Source organism: Corynebacterium confusum (assembly GCF_030408715.1).
GTDB lineage: Bacteria > Actinomycetota > Actinomycetes > Mycobacteriales > Mycobacteriaceae > Corynebacterium > Corynebacterium confusum.
The window spans coordinates 2,338,716-2,357,060 of the sequence record NZ_CP047202.1 but is presented as its reverse complement, the minus strand read 5'-3'; the positions used below and the strand labels follow the sequence as shown (position 1 = coordinate 2,357,060).

Annotated in this window: 13 protein-coding genes and 1 pseudogene; 12 read left to right on the top strand and 2 right to left on the bottom strand. The window is 65.8% G+C overall.

Annotated elements, in window-relative coordinates; all coding sequences use genetic code 11:
- The first annotated feature begins 2 nt into the window (after window positions 1–2).
- From CCONF_RS10850 to CCONF_RS10840, 3 genes are all read left to right on the top strand, one after another.
- Entirely contained in the window at window positions 3–818 is an 816-nt protein-coding gene (locus CCONF_RS10850; RefSeq protein WP_290226392.1) for a Cof-type HAD-IIB family hydrolase, read from the top strand.
- Window positions 819–821: 3 nt separating this feature from the next.
- Window positions 822–2,288 (top strand): glycerol kinase GlpK, encoded by a 1,467-nt coding sequence (gene glpK / locus CCONF_RS10845; protein ID WP_290223639.1) that lies wholly within the window; start codon window positions 822–824, stop codon window positions 2,286–2,288.
- An 84-nt stretch (window positions 2,289–2,372) separates the two neighbouring features.
- Entirely contained in the window at window positions 2,373–3,416 is a 1,044-nt protein-coding gene (locus CCONF_RS10840) for an HNH endonuclease signature motif containing protein (RefSeq protein ID WP_290223637.1), read from the top strand.
- Window positions 3,417–3,579: 163 nt separating this feature from the next.
- Here the strand turns inward: CCONF_RS10840 and CCONF_RS10835 are convergent, their stop codons facing one another.
- Entirely contained in the window at window positions 3,580–5,493 is a 1,914-nt protein-coding gene (locus CCONF_RS10835; protein WP_290223634.1) for an N-acetylmuramoyl-L-alanine amidase, read from the bottom strand.
- A 279-nt stretch (window positions 5,494–5,772) separates the two neighbouring features.
- Between CCONF_RS10835 and glf the strand changes: the two genes are divergently transcribed.
- Window positions 5,773–6,969, top strand: coding sequence for a UDP-galactopyranose mutase (gene glf / locus CCONF_RS10830; RefSeq protein WP_290223632.1), 1,197 nt, complete (start codon window positions 5,773–5,775; stop codon window positions 6,967–6,969).
- 14 nt (window positions 6,970–6,983) lie between these two features.
- Here the strand turns inward: glf and CCONF_RS10825 are convergent.
- Window positions 6,984–7,274: pseudogene (locus tag CCONF_RS10825) on the bottom strand (aldehyde dehydrogenase family protein); the annotation flags it as partial.
- A 126-nt stretch (window positions 7,275–7,400) separates the two neighbouring features.
- Here CCONF_RS10825 and CCONF_RS10820 point away from each other — a divergent pair.
- From CCONF_RS10820 to CCONF_RS10785, 8 genes are all read left to right on the top strand, one after another.
- Window positions 7,401–8,255 carry a pyruvate, water dikinase regulatory protein gene (locus tag CCONF_RS10820; RefSeq protein ID WP_290223630.1) on the top strand — a complete coding sequence of 285 codons (855 nt, stop codon included), beginning with the start codon at window positions 7,401–7,403 and terminating at the stop codon, window positions 8,253–8,255.
- Between the two features lie 98 nt (window positions 8,256–8,353).
- Window positions 8,354–10,720: a phosphoenolpyruvate synthase gene (gene ppsA / locus CCONF_RS10815; protein ID WP_290223628.1), complete on the top strand. Its 2,367-nt coding sequence runs from the start codon at window positions 8,354–8,356 to the stop codon at window positions 10,718–10,720.
- Window positions 10,721–10,937: 217 nt separating this feature from the next.
- Window positions 10,938–11,543, top strand: coding sequence for a three-helix bundle dimerization domain-containing protein (locus tag CCONF_RS10810; RefSeq protein ID WP_435384078.1), 606 nt, complete (start codon window positions 10,938–10,940; stop codon window positions 11,541–11,543).
- 201 nt (window positions 11,544–11,744) lie between these two features.
- Window positions 11,745–13,685, top strand: a complete 1,941-nt coding sequence (locus CCONF_RS10805; protein WP_290223627.1) for a glycosyltransferase — start codon at window positions 11,745–11,747, stop codon at window positions 13,683–13,685.
- On the top strand, window positions 13,678–14,202 hold the full coding sequence (locus CCONF_RS10800; protein ID WP_290223625.1) for a phosphatase PAP2 family protein: 525 nt from the start codon (window positions 13,678–13,680) through the stop codon (window positions 14,200–14,202). Before CCONF_RS10805 ends, CCONF_RS10800 begins: the two co-directional genes overlap by 8 nt.
- A complete protein-coding gene (locus CCONF_RS10795; protein ID WP_290223621.1) occupies window positions 14,199–15,194 on the top strand; it encodes a decaprenyl-phosphate phosphoribosyltransferase in 996 nt (331 codons plus the stop codon). The genes CCONF_RS10800 and CCONF_RS10795 overlap by 4 nt, the downstream gene beginning before the upstream one ends.
- Window positions 15,195–15,224: 30 nt before the next feature.
- On the top strand, window positions 15,225–16,961 hold the full coding sequence (locus CCONF_RS10790) for an arabinofuranosyltransferase AftB family protein (protein WP_290223617.1): 1,737 nt from the start codon (window positions 15,225–15,227) through the stop codon (window positions 16,959–16,961).
- A 164-nt stretch (window positions 16,962–17,125) separates the two neighbouring features.
- Window positions 17,126–18,154 carry an alpha/beta hydrolase gene (locus tag CCONF_RS10785; RefSeq protein ID WP_290223615.1) on the top strand — a complete coding sequence of 343 codons (1,029 nt, stop codon included), beginning with the start codon at window positions 17,126–17,128 and terminating at the stop codon, window positions 18,152–18,154.
- Window positions 18,155–18,345: the final 191 nt, after the last annotated feature.

Genomic DNA, 18,345 nt, shown 5'->3' with positions numbered 1-18,345 from the left:
TGATCTCCGCCCCGCATTTTATCGCCAGCGACATTGACGGCACCTTCATCGATCCCGCGCACCGGGTGACCGCCCGCACCCGCGACGTCGTGGTCCGCGCCATCGAGTCCGGCGCCCACTTCGCCCTGGCCACCGGCCGGCCCTACCGCTGGATAGCGCCGGTCCTCGAGCAACTGCCCGTCCGGCCGTTGTGCGTGACCTCCAACGGCGCGGTGGTCTACGACTCCCTGGCCGACCGCGTCGTACGCGCCGAGGAATTGGCGCCGGCGGTGATGGCGGGCATCGTCGAGTGCGCCGAGGAGGTGCTGGGATCTATCGCCGTGGCCGCCGAGCGCGCCGGGACCTCGGCGGCCGATCCGACCGAAGACATGTACGTCGTCGACGCCCCGTTTGCCGCCCGCACCGACTACCCCGGCTTCGGCGTGGTCGACCGCGCCGAGGTCGTCGCCGAGCCCGCGGTCAAGCTCATCGTCCGCAACCTGGACATGACCTCGGCGCAGATGTACGCCCGCCTGGCCCCGCTTGTCGATGCCACCGACGCCCACGTCACCTATTCCATGCCCGATGGGCTCCTCGAAATCGCCGCCCCCGGCGTGACCAAGGAACGCGGCGTGTCCTACCTGGCCGAACACTACGGAGTGGCGGCCAGCGAGGTCATCGCCTTCGGGGATATGCCCAACGACATCGAGATGTTGCGCTGGGCCGGCTGCGGGGTGGCCATGGGCAACGCGCACGACGACGTCAAAGAAGCCGCCGACATCGTTACCGAAACCAACGGTCAGGCGGGTGTTGCCCGCGTACTGGAAAGGTGGTTCTAGCCCATGACGTATATCGCCGCCATTGACCAAGGGACCACCTCCACCCGGTGCGTCATCGTGGACGTCAACGGCAAGATTTGTGGGTCGGCGCAGTACGAGCATCGGCAGCTGATGCCCCAGCAAGGCTGGGTCGAGCACGATGCCCGGGAGATCTGGCGGAACACGCGCCGGGCGGTTTCGGCGGCGCTGGTCGACGTCGACATCGCCGCCAGCGACATCGATGCCCTGGGGATCACCAACCAGCGCGAAACCGCCGTGGTTTGGGAGAAGGAGACCGGCCAGCCCATTTACCGGGCCATCGTCTGGCAGGACACCCGCACCGCCAACCGCTTCGACGATCCCGACAAGTGGCTGCGCAAGACCGGCGTGCTGGCCAACTCCTACCCGGCCGGGCCGAAGATCGCGTGGATTCTGGACCACGTCGACGGGGCGCGCGAGCGGGCCGAGGCGGGCGAGCTGTTGGCCGGGACCATCGATAGCTGGTTGCTGTGGAACCTGACCGCCGGGCGCGTGCACGCGACCGACGTGACCAACGCCTCGCGCACCCTGCTCATGGATTTAGACACCCTGGACTGGGACGACGAGCTGTGCGAGGCCATCGGCGTGCCGCGGTGCATCCTGCCGGAGATCCGGGCCTCCATCGGGGATTTCGGTACCGTTCGCCACCGCGGCACGCTCATGGACGTGCCCATTACGGGCGTGCTGGGGGACCAGCAATCCGCCCTGTTCGGGCAGGCCGGGTTTTCCGCCGGGCACGCGAAAAACACCTACGGGACGGGGCTATTTTTGCTGCTCAATACCGGTGCGGAGCGCAAATACTCCCAGCACGGCATGCTGACCACCGTGGCCTACCAGTGCGCGGGCAGCGACCCGGTCTACGCGCTGGAGGGCTCGGTCGCTGTGGGCGGCTCGCTCATCCAGTGGCTGAGGGACCAGCTAGGGATCATCCCGGACGCCGCCAGCTCGGAGGAGATCGCGGCCGACGATAACGGCGGGGTCTACATCGTGCCGGCGTTTTCAGGGCTGTTCGCGCCGCGCTGGCGCCCCGATGCACGCGGCGTCATCGTGGGGCTTACCCGTTTCGCCGACCGGACCCACATCACCCGCGCCGCCTTGGAGGCGACGTGTTTCCAGACCCGCGAGGTCGTCGAGGCAATGGTCCAAGACTCCGGGGTGGACATCGAGGAGCTGCGCGTAGACGGCGGGATGGTGGAAAACGAGCTGCTGATGCAGCTGCAGTCCGACATCCTCGGCGCGACCGTGGTGCGGCCACAGGAAATTGAAACCACCGCGCTGGGTGCCGCCTTCGCCGCCGGCCTGGGCTGCGGGACGTGGTCGAGCTTGGACGAGCTCGAATCGCTGGTGCACGTGGATACCTGCTGGGAGCCGCAGATGGATGCCGGCACCCGCGACCAGCTCTTTTCCCGCTGGAACGAGGCTGTCGAGCGCACCCTGGGCTGGGAGGACTAGCCGTTCCGGTTGCGGGGTGGTGGGGTCTGCCTTAGTGTGTGGGGCATGACATCGGGGGATTGTTTTTCTAGGTTCGTGGCTGCCGTGACCCAGCCCGGAATCGAGATCGTGGAGGGCGCTTGGCACGCCGATTGGGATGCCGAGCGCGCGGCCGCCGGCTCCGGCCGCGACGAGTTGGAGCGCCTCTTCGACCTGGCAGGGGTGTTTTTCGGCCCGGTCAGGCACGCCGGCCGCCAGCGCCGGGTGCGCGCGAATGCCGCCCGCCACGGGCACTGCCTGCCCGTGCTCGACGTACTGCGCGGGGTGCTGCGGCGGGTGAAGAACAAAAACGATGCCTGGCGCATCATGGAAGAACTATCCGCCCAGCCGGTTGATGCCAAGGAGATGGCCGCGACTGCGCGGCGTAAAATCCAGGAGGCCCACCCCGCCCCGGCGCCGCAGCCAGGGGTGATCTATCGGCGTTCGGCTGAGGGGTTGTGGTCGATGCGTCTTATCGCCGATGCCGGCCTCGTCGCCGATATTAAAGCCCAGGTGCGCACCGTCGAGGATGCCCGCGCGGTCTTCACCGGCGGTCACGGCACCGGTGATGGTGCTGGCGAAGGTGCCGGTGCTGCCGCTGGTGCCGGTAGTAGACCTCGCGGCGGGGTGCGCGCGTCGGTTATCACGAACGTGGTCCTTAACCTTCAGGATTTCGGCCACCTGGTCGGCGGTAGGGATGCCGCGGATATTACCGTGCAACTGACCAATGGCGCGGTAATCAGTGGTGCCGAGTTGGTGACTCGGGCGTTTGAGCAGGTTGGCTACGTGGGGGTTTTCGACCCGGTGGCCGGGCCGGTTAATTGTTACCGGGATGAGCGTTTGGCCTCGTGGAAGCAGCGGCGCTTGGCGTTGATGGAGCATCCGGTGTGTGCTTGGCCGGAGTGTTTGGCCGGTGCGGATGAGTGCCAGGTCCATCACCTGCAGTCGTGGGAGTCGGGTGGGCCGACGAATGCGGCGAACCTGGCGACGTTGTGTCCGCACCATAATGGGGCCAACGAGGACGGGCCCGGGCCGGCGCAGAGCAGGGGCCGAATGGCGAGGGTTGGTGGCCGGGTGGTGTGGATACCGCCCGAACGCGTGCCGGCCTAGCGCGCCGGCGGCCCACCCAGCAGCCAGCCCGGCTGCCACTTTGGCAACGGCAAAACAAGCCAGCGGCCGTTCGGACGACAAGGCTCGGCACACACCAAGAACACGCGAAGAGGCGTCCACGGTTTTAAGACCGTGAACGCCCATTCAGCGTGCCTGCCGGAGGCTACTCGTTGGTGTGGAGCTGAACCTGCTGGGTATCCGGGTCGTAGGTGATGTAGCCACCTTCGAAGTCGACGCGGACGGCCTTGCCACCGATGGAGTACTGGTTCGTGGTCGGCATACCCAGCTGCTGGGCATTGTCGCCCTCGGACCAGGCCTTGGCGATTTCACCCACCAGGGCATAGGCCTGCGAGTTATCGCCCGAGGAGAGCACGACGCCGTTCTCGAAGAGCTGGTAGAACGTGTCCTGATCCAGCACCTCGAGTCCGCCCTGCGGCAGGCCCAGCAGGGGACCGAAGGCGTTGAGTATGGAACCCCACGACTGCTGCAGCGCCGGGTCGCCCAGGAAGCTGACGACCTTCGAGATGATCTCGGGCACCTGGCCCAGGGTCAGGCCCTCGACGACCTCCTGGTCCTTGTTCGGCACGGTCAGGGCGCCGGAGGTAATCGCCAGGCCAGTGACGGCGGCGGCGATGGTGGCGGCGGCCTGGATGTCGGCGGTCGACATCGAGGAACCGCCCACGGCGTATTCGAGCGGCGCGCCGGTATCGCCCGCGCCCCCGTTACCGCCGTTGCCGGAATTACCGGAATTGCCCGAATTGTTGGTGGACGGGGCAGGCGTCGATGGCTGGTAACTGCCGCCGCTCTTGACGGCCTCGTACTTCTTGTGCGCGTTGGAGCGGATCTGGGGCCAGTACTTCTTTGTGTTGTTGCCCGGGCACTCGGTGTTGTGCAGGTCGTTGTGGCCGTGGAAGGCGGGCACGTTGGCGGTGGTGCCGGCGGCGAACTTGGAGCCGCTGAAGCCACCGGAGTACAGGCCGACGGACTTGCCGGCCGGATCGAAACCGGAGATGGCGGCCTTCCAGCCGGCGATATCGGAGACGGAATTGAGCATCGCCTGGGTCGGTTCGGCGGTGGAGTAGTTGCCGATCATCGAAATGCCCCAGGTATTCGAGTTGAAGCCGCCGACGTGGGCGCCCTGGACGGCCTTGTCCAGCCCGCCGTAGCGGCCCTCGTAGATGGTGCCATACTTGTCGACCAGCGCGTTGTATCCGATGTCGCACCAGCCCAGCGTCTGGGCGTGGTAGCTAAAGATGCCGCGGACCTGGGCGGCTGCCTGGGCACGGGTGTAGTTGTTGCTACCCGCGGTGTGGTGCAGAGTCAGCGCCTTGACGCGGTCGTCGTAGGTCGGGCCCTGGCAGCGGATGCCCTCGTTGGCACCCCAACCGGCGCGGGAAACCACCTGCGGTGCGCCGTTGGAAGCGAAGGCAGTCGGCTCGATGCCGCCTTCCTGCGCGTTGCCGTCGATGAAGACGGCGTTCAGATCTGCGGCATCGATGCCCGCGGACTGGTCGACCGTCTCGGCGACGGGAGCAATATCGCCGTAGTTGGTCGGCAGCGGGCTCGTGGTTTCCTTGGCCGGCGCCTCAGAGCCCTTTTCCTCGTCGTTTTCCGCGGACGGGGCGGGGTTGGCCTGGCCGCCGGCCTCGGCGACTTCCTCCTCGGACGGGGCACCGAGGTTGACGTTGCCGACGGAGACCTGGACGGCCTGGGTCTCGCCGATGAAGATGAGCTCTGTGCCGTTGGTGCCGCCGGTCTCGATGCCCAGCGGCTCGGCGTCGTACCACTCGCCCCAGGTGCCATCGGCAAGCTGCGGGCGCACGAAGGCTGCGAGATCCTTGTCGCCGCCTTCCCAGGTCAGCGCGAACTGGGAGAAGGGCTCATCCTGGTGGAACTCCTTCACTGCGCGGGGGCCACCCTCGCCGCCTTGGGCGGCAATGGCCGGGTCGTCGACGACGACGGTCTCGCCGTCGCCGAAGTTCGCCTGGCTGGTGGTGGTCTCGATGGGCCCGTTACCCGCAGATTGGGTATTCAGGATGTCGTTGCCGGCAAAAACTGCGGCAGCAACCACAGACACCGAAGCGATAATAGCCACCACCGGGGTGGCCCACTTCGACTGCGTGGGGACAAGTCGACGTCGTAGTTGCACTGGTAATTCTCCCTAAAATTGTGGTGCCTGCCGGGCCTAGGGGGTGGCGGCAAGCATCAGTCAGATCTGAGTCCGCAGTAAAGCATAGTAAACAATTGAGAAAAATGATACCCGAGAGACAAATGTGACGAGTGGGAACAGTGCGGCGCGCCGTTTTCCCGTGTGGCAGACCTGCCGAGCCGGCGGGGCTCCTTTAGGCTAGGAGGCATGACTGACTATGACCTCATTATCGTTGGATCCGGCTTCTTTGGCCTGACAATCGCGGAACGAGCGGCCTCGCAGCTGGGCAAGAAGGTGCTCATCGTCGAGCGCCGCAACCACCTGGGCGGCAACGCCTACTCGGAGCGGGAGCCGGAGACCGGCATCGAGGTGCATAAGTACGGCGCCCACCTGTTTCACACCTCCAACAAGCGCGTGTGGGACTACGTCAACCAGTTCACCGACTTCACCGACTACCAGCACCGCGTGTTCGCCATGCACGACGGCACCGCCTATCAGTTCCCGATGGGCCTGGGCCTTATCAACCAGTTCTTCGGCCGCTACTACAGCCCCGACGAGGCTCGCCAGCTCATCCAGGACCAGGCCGGCGAGTTCGACCCGAAGGAAGCGAAGAACCTCGAGGAGAAGGCGATCTCGCTCATCGGCCGCCCGCTGTACGAGGCCTTCATCAAGGACTACACCGCCAAGCAGTGGCAGACCGACCCGAAGAACCTGCCGGCGGCGAATATCACCCGCCTGCCGGTGCGCTACACCTTCAATAACCGCTACTTCAACGACACCTACGAGGGCCTGCCGGTCGACGGTTACACCGCCTGGCTGGAGAACATGGCCGCCCACGAGCTCATTGAGGTGCGCCTGGACACCGACTGGTTCGACGTGCGCGACGAGCTGCGCGCGGCCAACCCGGACGCGCCGGTCGTCTACACCGGCCCGCTGGATCGCTACTTCGACTACGTCGAGGGCGATCTGGGCTGGCGCACCCTGGACTTCGACATGGAGGTCCTGAATACCGGCGACTTCCAGGGCACCCCGGTGATGAACTACAACGACGCCGACGTGGACTACACCCGCATCCACGAGTTCCGTCACTTCCACCCCGAGCGCGGCGATGCCTACCCCAAGGACAAGACCGTCATCATGAAGGAATACTCGCGCTTCGCCGACAAGGGCGACGAGCCCTACTACCCGATCAACACCCCCGAGGATCGGAGCAAGCTGGAGGCCTACCGCAAGCTCGCCGCGGCCGAGGCCCGCGAGAACAAGGTGCTCTTCGGCGGGCGCCTAGGCACCTACCAGTACCTGGACATGCACATGGCCATCGGCTCGGCGCTGTCGATGTTCGACAACAAAATCGCGCCCTACTTCAACGACGGCAAGCCGTTGGAGCAGGAGCGCGGCCACTAGGAGACTAGCGGCGGTTAGAGGGCGGGGGACTGGCCGGCATCGTCCTGCCCGCTGACGCGGTAGAGGTGCTCGTTGACGAATTCGCCCACACCCCAGCGGGCCAGCTCGCGGCCGTAGCCGGAGCGGTTGATGCCGCCGAAGGGCAGGCCCGCGGCGGTCACGGCGTGCTCGTTGACGAAGGTCATGCCGTCGTTAAGACGGGCGGCCACGGCGCTGGCCTGCTCCAGGTCGGTGGACCACACGGAGCTGGACAGGCCGTAGTCGGAGTCGTTGGCGATCGCGATGGCCTCTTCGACGTCGCGGGCGGCATCGTCGAGGCGGGGGAATTCTTTTTCGGAGCGTCCGGTGTTCGGGTTCTCTAATGCAAATGTGCTTATATGTCCCTGTATAGTGCGGGCCGCAGGCTTCTTCAAGGGGACTAGGATGGCATCATGGATGCGATTAATCACCCTCCCGTCAACGGCGAGGACAAGCCGGTGGTGCCCGTCTTCTTCGTTTCGGACTCGACGGGTATCACCTCGGAGGCCATGGGTAACGCGCTGCTCGTGCAGTTCCCGCACCTGACTTTTACGCGCACCACGGTGCCGTTTTTGGGCAGCCTGGAGGCCGCGCGCGAGCTGGTGGCCCGGCTGGATAGGCAGGTCGCCGCTGGGCGTACGCCGCTGGTCTTTTCGACCGCGGTCGACGACGAGATCCGCGACTGCATTTTGAGCTCGAAGGCCACGGTCATCGACCTGCTGAGCGCCTACCTGGGCAGCGTCGAGCGGGCCCTGGGCACGACCAGCGTGCGGCGGGCCAAGCAGCTGCACACCCTGGCCGACAGCCAGCGCTATAACAGCCGTATGCAGGCCATCGAGTTCGCCATCGAGCACGACGACGGGCAGTCCCTGCGCGCGCTGGAGCAGGCCGACATCATCCTGCTGGCGCCGTCGCGCTGCGGAAAGACGCCGACGTCGATGTACCTGGCGCTGCAGCACGGCCTGTTCGCGGCGAACTACCCCCTGGTGGACGAGGACTTCGAGTCCACCACCCTGCCGCGCCCGGTGCGCAAGTACCAGGACCGACTCTTCGGGATCGTCACCAGCACGGAGCGCCTGTGCCAAGTGCGCAACGAGCGCCGGCCGAATTCGCGCTACGCCTCCCGCCAGCAGGTCAGCTTCGAGCTGCGCAGCGCGAAAGCGATGATGAATGCTAATGGGGTTCCGTACGTGGATTCTTCGACAAAATCTGTTGAAGAAATGTCGGCGATGATCCTGCAGCACCTATCCATAACGAGCGGTCGCTAGTGTGATTTTTACCCCTGCGATTTCCGCCCACGCGGGCCCACCCGGCGACTACAATGCTTGCCATCACTTACCCCGTTTAATACTAAGGATGCCTGAATATGAGCGATAATATTCGCTGGTTCTCCGAACTCGGAATGAACGACGTCGAGCAAGTGGGCGGCAAGAATGCCTCCCTGGGAGAGATGGTTTCCAACCTCGCCCGCCTCAACGTCAACGTCCCCGACGGCTTTGCCACCACGGCGGACGCCTACCGCGCTTTCCTGACGGAAACGCACCTGGACGAGCGGATCTCGAAGCTGCTCGAGGGTCTGGACACGGAGGATACGCGCCAGCTGGAGGCCGCCGGCAAGGCGATCCGCGCGGAGATTCTGGACACCCCGCTGCCGGAGGGTATCGAGCGCGATATCCGCGCTGCCTACGACAAACTGGCCGCCGAGTCCGGCGATAAGGCCAGCTTCGCGGTGCGCTCCTCGGCCACGGCGGAGGACCTGCCGGAGGCCAGCTTCGCGGGCCAGCAGGAGACCTTCCTGAACATCCAGGGCATCGACGCGGTCCTGGTGGCCATCCGCGAGGTTTTCGCCAGCCTCTACAACGACCGTGCGATTGCCTACCGCGTCCACCACGGCTTCGACCACGACGCGGTCGCGCTGAGTGCGGGCGTGCAGAAGATGGTGCGCTCGGACATCGGTAGCTCCGGCGTCATGTTCACTATGGACACCGAGTCCGGCTTCGACCAAGTCGTCTTCGTCACCAGCGCCTACGGCCTGGGCGAGGGCGTGGTCCAGGGAGCGGTCAACCCGGACGAGTTCTACGCCTACAAGCCGGCCTTGCGCGACGGCAAGCGCGCGGTGATCTCCCGCTCGCTGGGCGCGAAGGCGACCAAGATGGTCTACACCGACGACGCCAGCGTCGGCCGCACCACCGAGTTCGTCGACGCCCCGGAGGCCGACCGCGCGCGTTTTTCCCTGCAGGACGAGCAGGTAGAAGAGCTGGCCCGACAGGCGCTCATCATCGAGGACCACTACGGCCGCCCGATGGACATCGAGTGGGGCCTAGACGGCGAGGACGGCCAGCTCTACATCCTGCAGGCCCGCCCGGAGACCGTGCAGTCCCGCCGCGGCTCCGTGCTGCAGAGCTTCAGCCTGGAAAAGCGCGGCACCGTCGTGGCGGAGGGCCGCGCCATCGGCCAGAAGATTGGCGCCGGCAAGGTGCGCGTCTTCGACTCGCTGGAGCAGATGCACGGCTTTAACCCGGGCGAGGTCCTAGTCGCGGACATGACGGACCCGGACTGGGAACCGATCATGAAGCGCGCCTCGGCGATTGTCACCAACCGCGGCGGCCGCACCTGTCACGCGGCGATCATCGCCCGCGAGCTGGGTATCCCGGCCGTCGTCGGCACCGGCGATGCCACCGAGGTCCTGGCCGAGGGCAGCGAGGTCACCGTCTCCTGTGCGGAGGGCGATACCGGCTATGTCTACGACGGCTCGCTGGACTTTGAGGTCACCGAGACCGACGTCGATCAGGTCCCGGAGATTGGCCCGAAGATCATGATGAACGTCGGCACGCCGGAGCAGGCCTTCTCCTTCTCCCGCCTTCCCAACGACGGCGTGGGCCTGGCGCGCCTGGAGTTCATTGTTAACCGGCAGATCGGCATCCACCCGCGCGCGCTGCTGGACTACCCCCACTTGGACGAGGAACTGAAGTCCGAGGTGGAGCTTCTGACCGGCGCTTATGATTCGCCGCGCGACTTCTTCGTCCAGCGCGTGGCCGAGGGCGTGGCCACCATTGCGGCAGCGTTCGCCCCGAACCCGGTCATTCTGCGTATGTCGGATTTCAAGTCCAACGAGTACGCCAACCTGCTGGGCGGCCACCTCTACGAGCCGCACGAGGAAAACCCGATGCTGGGCTACCGCGGCGCCTCGCGGTACGTCTCCGAGGAGTTCGCGGAGTGCTTCGCCATGGAGTGCGAGGCGATGAAGATTGTGCGCGAGGAGATGGGCCTGGAAAACGTCAAGATCATGATCCCGTTCGTGCGCACGCCGGATGAGGCGCGCCGGGTGACCGAGGCCCTAGCCGCCAACGGCCTGCGCCGCGGCGAGAACGGTCTGGAGCTCATCATGATGTGCGAGGTTCCGTCCAACGCGCTCATCCCGGAGCAGTTCCTGGAGTACTTCGACGGCTTCTCCATCGGCTCGAACGACCTGACCCAGCTCACGCTGGGCCTGGACCGCGACTCGGGTGTGGTCTCGCATGACTTCGACGAGCGAAACCCGGCGGTCAAGGTGCTGCTGGGTCGGGCCATCGAGGCCTGCCGGAAGCAGGGCAAGTACATCGGAATCTGCGGCCAAGGCCCCAGCGACCACCCGGATCTGGCGGACTGGCTGGTCGAGCAGGGGATTAGCTCGCTGTCGTTGAACCCGGACACCGTGGTCGATACCTGGCTGCGCCTGGCGGAAAAGAAGTAGCCGGCACGCGGCATCGTGGGCGCCGTCGTTTCGAAAGGGAAGCGGCGGCGCTTTCGCGATCCCACCCGCTAAACACTTGGTTGAGGCCCATCGTTTGCAATCGCCCAGCGATCTGCTAAGGTTAACGGTAGGTTAACTTTGAGGAAACAAAAGGTTCACTCGAGTGGTTGAAGATAATGAAACTTCGCCGTAATAACAAGAAATCAGGTGAATAGCGATGATGAATAATAACCGAGTTTTTGACACCCTGCGCAAGGACCTGCACGCAGCTTTCGGGCATGCGCACAGCGCCGAGGCGATTGATGCCAAGCTGGATGAGGTCATCGCCAAGCACTCCGAGCGTGCTGTCTTGGAAGAGTTCGTCCCGGTCCTGGTGGAGCGGGAAGTCATGGAGTACTTCGGCGAGCACCGCATTCACGTGCGCTTTGCCGCCGGTACCGACCACGCCCTGGCGGAGGCCGCCGTGGAGCTGACCAAGAAGCACGCCGGCGACGCCCTGCTGGTGGATGCGGCCGTGTCCCACCCGGAAAACGAGGACGCCAGCCACATGGGCCACGTCCTGGCCGAGCGGGGTCTCAGCGAGGGCCAGCCGCGCCACTTCGACGATGCCCGGACGGTCACCATGCCGGACTTCATCGTCTACCTGGGCCGCGACGTCGTCCGCGACGAGGCGGGCAAGGACGTCAAGATCTGGGACATCCTGCCGGCCGTAACGGTCGAGCAGACCCGTGAGCTGGCCGACGATCTGGAAGCCCGCGTGCTCTACATGTTGGGCAAGCTGGGCATCGACCCGGTGAACGAAAAGGTTGCCGTCGAGGCCTAAGGCGCACCCGAAACCGATCAAAACCCTGCTCCGTCCCGGTTATCCCGGGGTGGCGGCGGGGTTTTTGTGCGCCTGCCGCATCCGGGCGGGCGGCTGTGAATTCGGACCCATGACCGTGTGTGAGAACGTGCTGGGCGCCTGGGGGCACTACCCTTACTCGCTAGAAGAGTGTAAAAAACGTTTGGAGAAAAAGAAGCCATCGTGACTTACCCCCAGGAATATGAAGCAGTGCAACGCGTCTTGCTGCCCAAGCGCGGCGAGCCGAATGACGTGCGCATGCTCTACCTCATTGAATCTCCGCAGAACCGCCAGCGCCTGAGCTGGCACGACCGCACCACCCTGACCATTCCGGCCGGCGAGGAGGTCTCCTTCGAGACCTACTTCAACGCCTTCCCGGCGTCCTACTGGCGCCGCTGGTCGCAGCTGGACTCTATCGTCCTGTCGCTGCACGTCAAAGGCCAGGCGAATGTCTCGGTGTACCGCTCCAAGGAAAACGGGCAGCGCATCGGCGTGGCCAACCACCTGGTCGAGGACGGCGAGCACCACTTCGAGCTGCCGCTGAAGAACTTCGAGGACGGCGGCTGGCTGTGGTTCGACGTCACCGCCGAGACCGAAACCGAGCTCTCCCAGGTCGCCTGGTGCGCCCCGCACGCCCCGGGCGAGCAGGTGCTGCCTGACGGCACCACCCAGCCGGCCGCGGACAAGCGCGTGGCCGTGGGCATCCCAACCTTCAACCGCCCGACCGACGCGGTGGCGGCACTGCAGGCGCTGGCCGAGGACCCGGTCGTCGACGGCATCATCGACTACGTGCTCATGCCGGACCAGGGCAACCAGCACCCGGCGGATGAGCCGGGCTACGACGCGGCCGTCGCCCACTTCGGCGAGCGCTTCCGCGAGTTCCGCCAGGGCAACCTGGGCGGCTCCGGCGGGTATTCCCGCATCATGTTCGAGGCCATCGAAAACACCGACTCGCCGTTCATCCTCTACATGGACGACGACATCGCCATCGAGCCCGACTCCATCCTGCGCGCGGTGCAGGCGGCCCGCTACGCCGCACGCCCCATCATCGTCGGTGGCCAGATGCTCAACCTGCAGGAGCGCAGCCAGCTGCGCACCACCGGCGAGCAGGTCAACAAGTCCGACTTCATGTGGGGCCCGGCCCCGCACGCGGTCTACGACCACGACTTCGCTAGGTACCCGCTCTCAGCTATTGGCGATGCCCAGTCGCACAAGGAACCCAACAAGTACGACTCGCGTGCCCTGCACCGTCGCGTCGACGTGGAATACAACGGCTGGTGGATGTGCCTGTTTCCGCGCGTGGTGGCTGAAAAGATGGGCCAGCCGCTGCCGCTGTTTATCAAGTGGGACGACACCGAGTACTCCCTGCGCGCCGGGCGCGCTGGCTTCCCGACTGTGACCTGGCCGGGCGCGGCAATCTGGCACATGGCCTGGGCGGACAAGGACGACGCCATCGACTGGCAGGCCTATTTCCACCTGCGCAACCGCCTGATCGTGGCGGCCATCTACCACGACGGCGATCCGCGCGGTATCACCCGCTCCATCTTCAAGTCCACGCTCAAGCACACCATGTGCATGGAGTACTCCACCATGGCCATTCAGCTGGAGGCCATGCGGGACTTTTTGGCCGGCCCGGACCAGCTCTTCGACATCCTGGAGTCCTCCCTGCCGCGGATCAACAAGATCCGCTCGCAGTACTCCGACGCGCAGATCCTGCCCTCGGCGGCCGAGCTTCCGGCCCCGACGGGCGCGCCGGGCGTGCCGACCCGCAACATCGGCGGCCGCCTGGGCAAGATCAAGAAGCTGCCCTGGCTGTTCAAGAGCATCAAGCACCTGGCCAGCAAGGAAGACCCGGCACACCACGCGGCGCCGCAGCTAAACCTGACGCCGGAGGAGGCACGCTGGTTCACGCTGTCGCGCCTGGACTCGGCGACGGTCTCGACCGCCGGCGGCACCGGCGTGGCCTTCCGCAAGCGCGACCGCGAGCTGGCCCAAGACCTGGTGGGGCAGACCCGCGAGCTGCTCAAGGAGATCGAGAACCACTTCGACGAACTGCGCGCCACCTACCGCGCCGCCCTGCCGGCGCTGACCAGCCGTGAATCCTGGAGGAAGATCTTTGAGTAGCATTTCTCAGCTCAACGATGCCGAGTCGCACGTCCTCAAAGCCATCCAGGACGTCGCCTTCGACGTGCCCGGCGTTCTGCCGACCGCGCGGGGCCTGAGCCACTTCGGCGAGCACGCGCTCGGCTGGATGGCGCTGTCCGCGATGGCGGCGGGCATCGATAAGCCCCGGCGCCGCCAGTGGGCCGGGGTGGGCGTGGCGGCCTTTGGCTCGCACGCGGCATCGGTAGTGATTAAGCGCGTGGTGCGCCGGCGCCGCCCGGACTACAGCTACGTGCGGGTCGGGGTGGCAACGCCGTCGCGCCTGTCCTTCCCGTCCTCGCACTCGACGTCGACGGCGGCCTTCCTCGTGGCGGCTGCCCGTGTGACTGGCAAGCGTAGCTTCTGGCTGGGCGTGCCGGTGATGATGGCGTCGCGTATGGTGCTGGGGGTGCATTATCCCTCTGATACTGCCGTGGGCGCCCTGCTGGGGGCCACCACGGCGCAGGTTGTAAGCCGGCTGGAAAGGAAAACCGCATGAGCGCCCATCCGCACGATGACGGCAACCAGAGCTTCTTTCACTCGGAGCCTCACACCTCCGGCGTAGACACGGGCCGGAAGCGCAAGCCGCCGAAGAACCTCGCCGACGGCATGGTCAAGGCCCTGCGCCCCAAACAGTGGGTCAAAAACGTGCTCGTGCTGGCCGCCCCGGCCGCCGCGGGCGCGGACGCGCTGTTCCACGGCCGCGTGCTGTTGGACGTCCTGCTGGCCTTCGTGGTCTTCTGCATGGGTGCGTCGTCCATCTACCTCATCAACGACGCCCGCGACGTCGAGGCCGACCGCGCGCACCCGACCAAGCGCTTCCGGCCGATTGCCGCCGGCGTGCTGCCGGTGCAGCTGGCCTACGTCATGGCGGCGGTGCTCATCGTCGGCGCCATCGGCCTGTCGCTGCTGGCCACCGCGGGCGTGGAGCTGGCGCTGGTCATCGCGGTCTATATCGCGCTGCAGCTGGGCTACTGCTTCGGCTGGAAGCACATGCCGGTGATCGACATCGCGCTGGTCTCCTCCGGCTTCATGCTGCGTACCATGGCCGGCGGTGTCGCCGCGGGCATCGAGCTGTCCCAGTGGTTCCTGCTGGTCGCCGCGTTCGGTTCGCTGTTCATGGCCTCCGGCAAGCGCTACTCGGAGATCCTGCTGGCGGAGAACACCGGCGCGAAGATCCGCAAGTCGCTGGAAGGCTATACACCTACCTACCTGCGCTTCGTGTGGACCCTGGCGGCCACGGCCGTGGTGATGTCCTACACGCTGTGGGGCTTCGAGCTGTCCAGCCAGGCCGATGGCGTGGCCGGTATCTGGTACCAAGTCTCGATGGTGCCGTTTACCATCGCTATCCTGCGTTACGCCGCGGACGTCGACCGCGGCCACGGCGGCGCGCCGGACGAGATCGCGCTGGAGGACCGCGTCCTGCAGATCCTGGCGCTGCTCTGGCTGGCTTGTATTGCCATGGCGGTCTATGTTTTCCCGATGATCTAATTCGGGGGACAACTGGTAACCTGCTCTGTTATGCAAAAAATCGGTAGTCCCCGCGCGGCCCACCTCTCAGTGGTGGGCAGCAGTGTCGCTATCGGGGCGATTACCTTCTTCGCGGCGTGGCAGCGCCGGTGGATTGCCGACGACGGCCTCATCGTCCTGCGCACCGTCCGCAACCTTTTGGCCGGTAACGGGCCGGTCTTCAACGCGGGGGAGCGCGTGGAGGCCAACACCTCCACGCTGTGGCAGTACCTGATCTACCTGGGCCGCCTGGTCACTGGCGCCCAGCTGGAGGAAATCGCGATGTGGCTGGCCATCGCGCTGTCCGTGGCCGCCCTGGTGGTCGGCACGTGGGCCACGGCGCAGGTGCACAACACCGGCGGGCGGCACGCCACGCGCGCGGTGGTGCTGCCCGCCGGCGCGCTGGTCTACCTAGCGCTGCCACCGGCCCGGGACTTTTTCACCTCCGGGCTGGAGTGGGGCCTGTCCATCTTCTACCTCGCGGTCCTGTGGTGGCTGCTGACCCGCTGGGTGCGCGGGGCCAACCCTTACCTGGTGGCCTTCTGGGCCGGCCTGTCCTGGCTGGTGCGCCCGGAGCTGGCGCTCTACGGCGGGCTGACCGGCATCGTCCTGCTGGTGACCCACCGCCGCCCGGCGCACTGGGCGGGCATCCTGGGTGTGGCCCTGCCCCTGCCGCTGGCCTATCAGGTTTTCCGCATGGGCTACTACGGCCTACTGACCCCGCACACGGCCGTGGCCAAGTCGGCTGCCGATGCCGCCTGGGGCGCCGGCTTCAACTACCTCGGCGACTTCGTCGGCCCTTACTGGCTCTGGCTGCCTCTGCTGGTATTGCTGGCGCTGGCGGTCTACCAATTCCGCGGCGATGCGCACTTTTCCGCGGTGCGCAGCCAGCCCGTCGTCGTCGGCCTGCTGCTCGTCTGCGCGTTGATCCACCTGCTCTACGTGCTGCGCGTGGGCGGCGATTTCATGCACGGGCGCATGCTCTTGCTGCCGTTCTTCGCGCTGCTGCTGCCGGTCTTCGTGCTGCCGGTGCGGGATTACTGGGCCGCGGCCGGCGTGGCGGGGATTGCGGTCTGGGCCGCGGTGGTGGCCTGGCGCGGGCACCCGGTGGACTGGAAAATCTACGAGGGCGAGCTCTCCATCATCGACGAGCGCGACTACTGGACCTACGCCACCAAGCGGGAACCCGGAAACCCGCCGAAGGACGCGGAAGACTACCGGAAGATGCGCCTGCTGCGCGGCTTCGATGACGCCATTGACGGGCTGCAGCGCGGCGACGCGCTGGCCATCCGCTACCTCGACGGCGACTCCGTCGAAGACAACGCCTGGACGACCGCGGGGCGCGATGATAACCGCCACGACCCGCCGACGCTGTACCTCATCAACATGGGCATGTCCTCGATGTATTCGCCGCTGGACGTGCGCGTGCTGGACAACATCGGGTTGGCCACGCCGCTGGCGGCGCGGCAGCCGCGGATCGAGGACGGGCGCATCGGCCACGACAAGTCCCTGCCGCTTAGCTGGCGGGCCGCGGACTCCGCGGTGGACATCGATGAGCTGCCCGCGTGGTACGACAAGGACGAGGTGGCTAAGAACCGCCGGGCCCTCGAGCACCCGGATTTCCAGCAGCTTTTCGCGACCTACCGCGGCCCGTTGGATGCCGGAAGGTTCTTCGAAAACATCAAGTTCTCGCTGACCGACGGGCGGACGCTGCAGTTTACAGATAACGCACAGGACTACCTCAAGTAGTCCCCAGTCAGCTGCCGGAATGAGACAAATTGACAGCAATCGTCTAGAATCTCAGGCACTGTTATAAAATCGTGATTGTTAACGCAACTCCGCTTGCGATCGATACGTACTGAAGGAACCCTTCAGTAAAAACTGAAACAAAAAGTACACAAGCAAGGAGAGACATGACACTGACGTCTTTCGCCTCCCGCGCGTCCCGCCGGGTCACCGCAGTGGTCGCGGCCATCCTTATGGTCGTCACCATGCTCGCCGTGGCTGGCCCGCAGCGGGCCGAAGCCGCCCCGCGTGACTACCTGCGTGCCGACGCCACCGGTCACTGCGACTGGGACCGCGTGGGCTGGTGGGTCCAGCGCTGCGACGTGTGGTCCCAGTCCATGGGCCGCAACATCCCGGTCCAGATCCAGCCGGCCAAGCGCGGCGGCAACGCCGGCCTCTACCTGCTGGACGGCCTGCGCGCGACCGACCGCACCAACGCCTGGGTCAACGACGTGAACGCGGCGAAGACCTACGAGCCGCACAACATCACCCTGGTCATGCCGGTGGGAGGCCAGTCCTCCTTCTACGCCGACTGGGAAGGTCCGGCCACCTACGACCTGACCAACCCGGTCAACTACAAGTGGGAGACCTTCCTGACCCAGGAGCTGCCCGGCTACCTGGAGCGCAACTTCGGCGTTGCCCGCAACAACAACTCCATCGCGGGCCTGTCCATGGGCGCTACTTCATCCATCGTTTTGGCGAGCAAGCACCCGAACCAGTTCCGTCAGGCCATGTCCTTCTCCGGCTACCTGACCACCACGCTGCCGGGCGCCCAGACCTTCATGCGCCTGGCCATGCTGGACGCCGGCGGCTTTAACATCAACGCCATGTACGGCACCCTGATCAGCCCGCGCCGCTTCGCGAACGACCCGTTCCACCTGACCTCCGGCCTGCGCGGCAAGGACGTCTACGTCTCCGCCGCCTCCGGTATCCCGGGCCCGGGCGATGAGAAGTACCTGCCGCAGCACCGGGCATCGGGGGCGGCCCTGGAGGCCTTCTCCATGGTCTCGACCCGCCTGTACGAGCTCAAGGCCCGCGCCGACGGCGTCAAGCTGACCACGGACTACCCGAACGTCGGCCTGCACAACTGGAACCAGTTCGGCCGCCAGCTGGATAAGACCAAGCCGCGCGTCCTCAACGTGATGAACGCTTGGTAAGCCGGTCCTAGACCCGCACCAGAACTACACCAAATCCCCGTGCTAGTGAACTAGCCCTAGCGCGGGGATTTTGGTATTTCGGGATCAGAATGTGACTTTGGGCGTGTCGGCTAGGAAAAGTCTCAAGTTGAACTTAAACTTGAGCGCACAACAACCCAGGTACGTGCTCCGGAGGAGGGGAACCTTCGGAT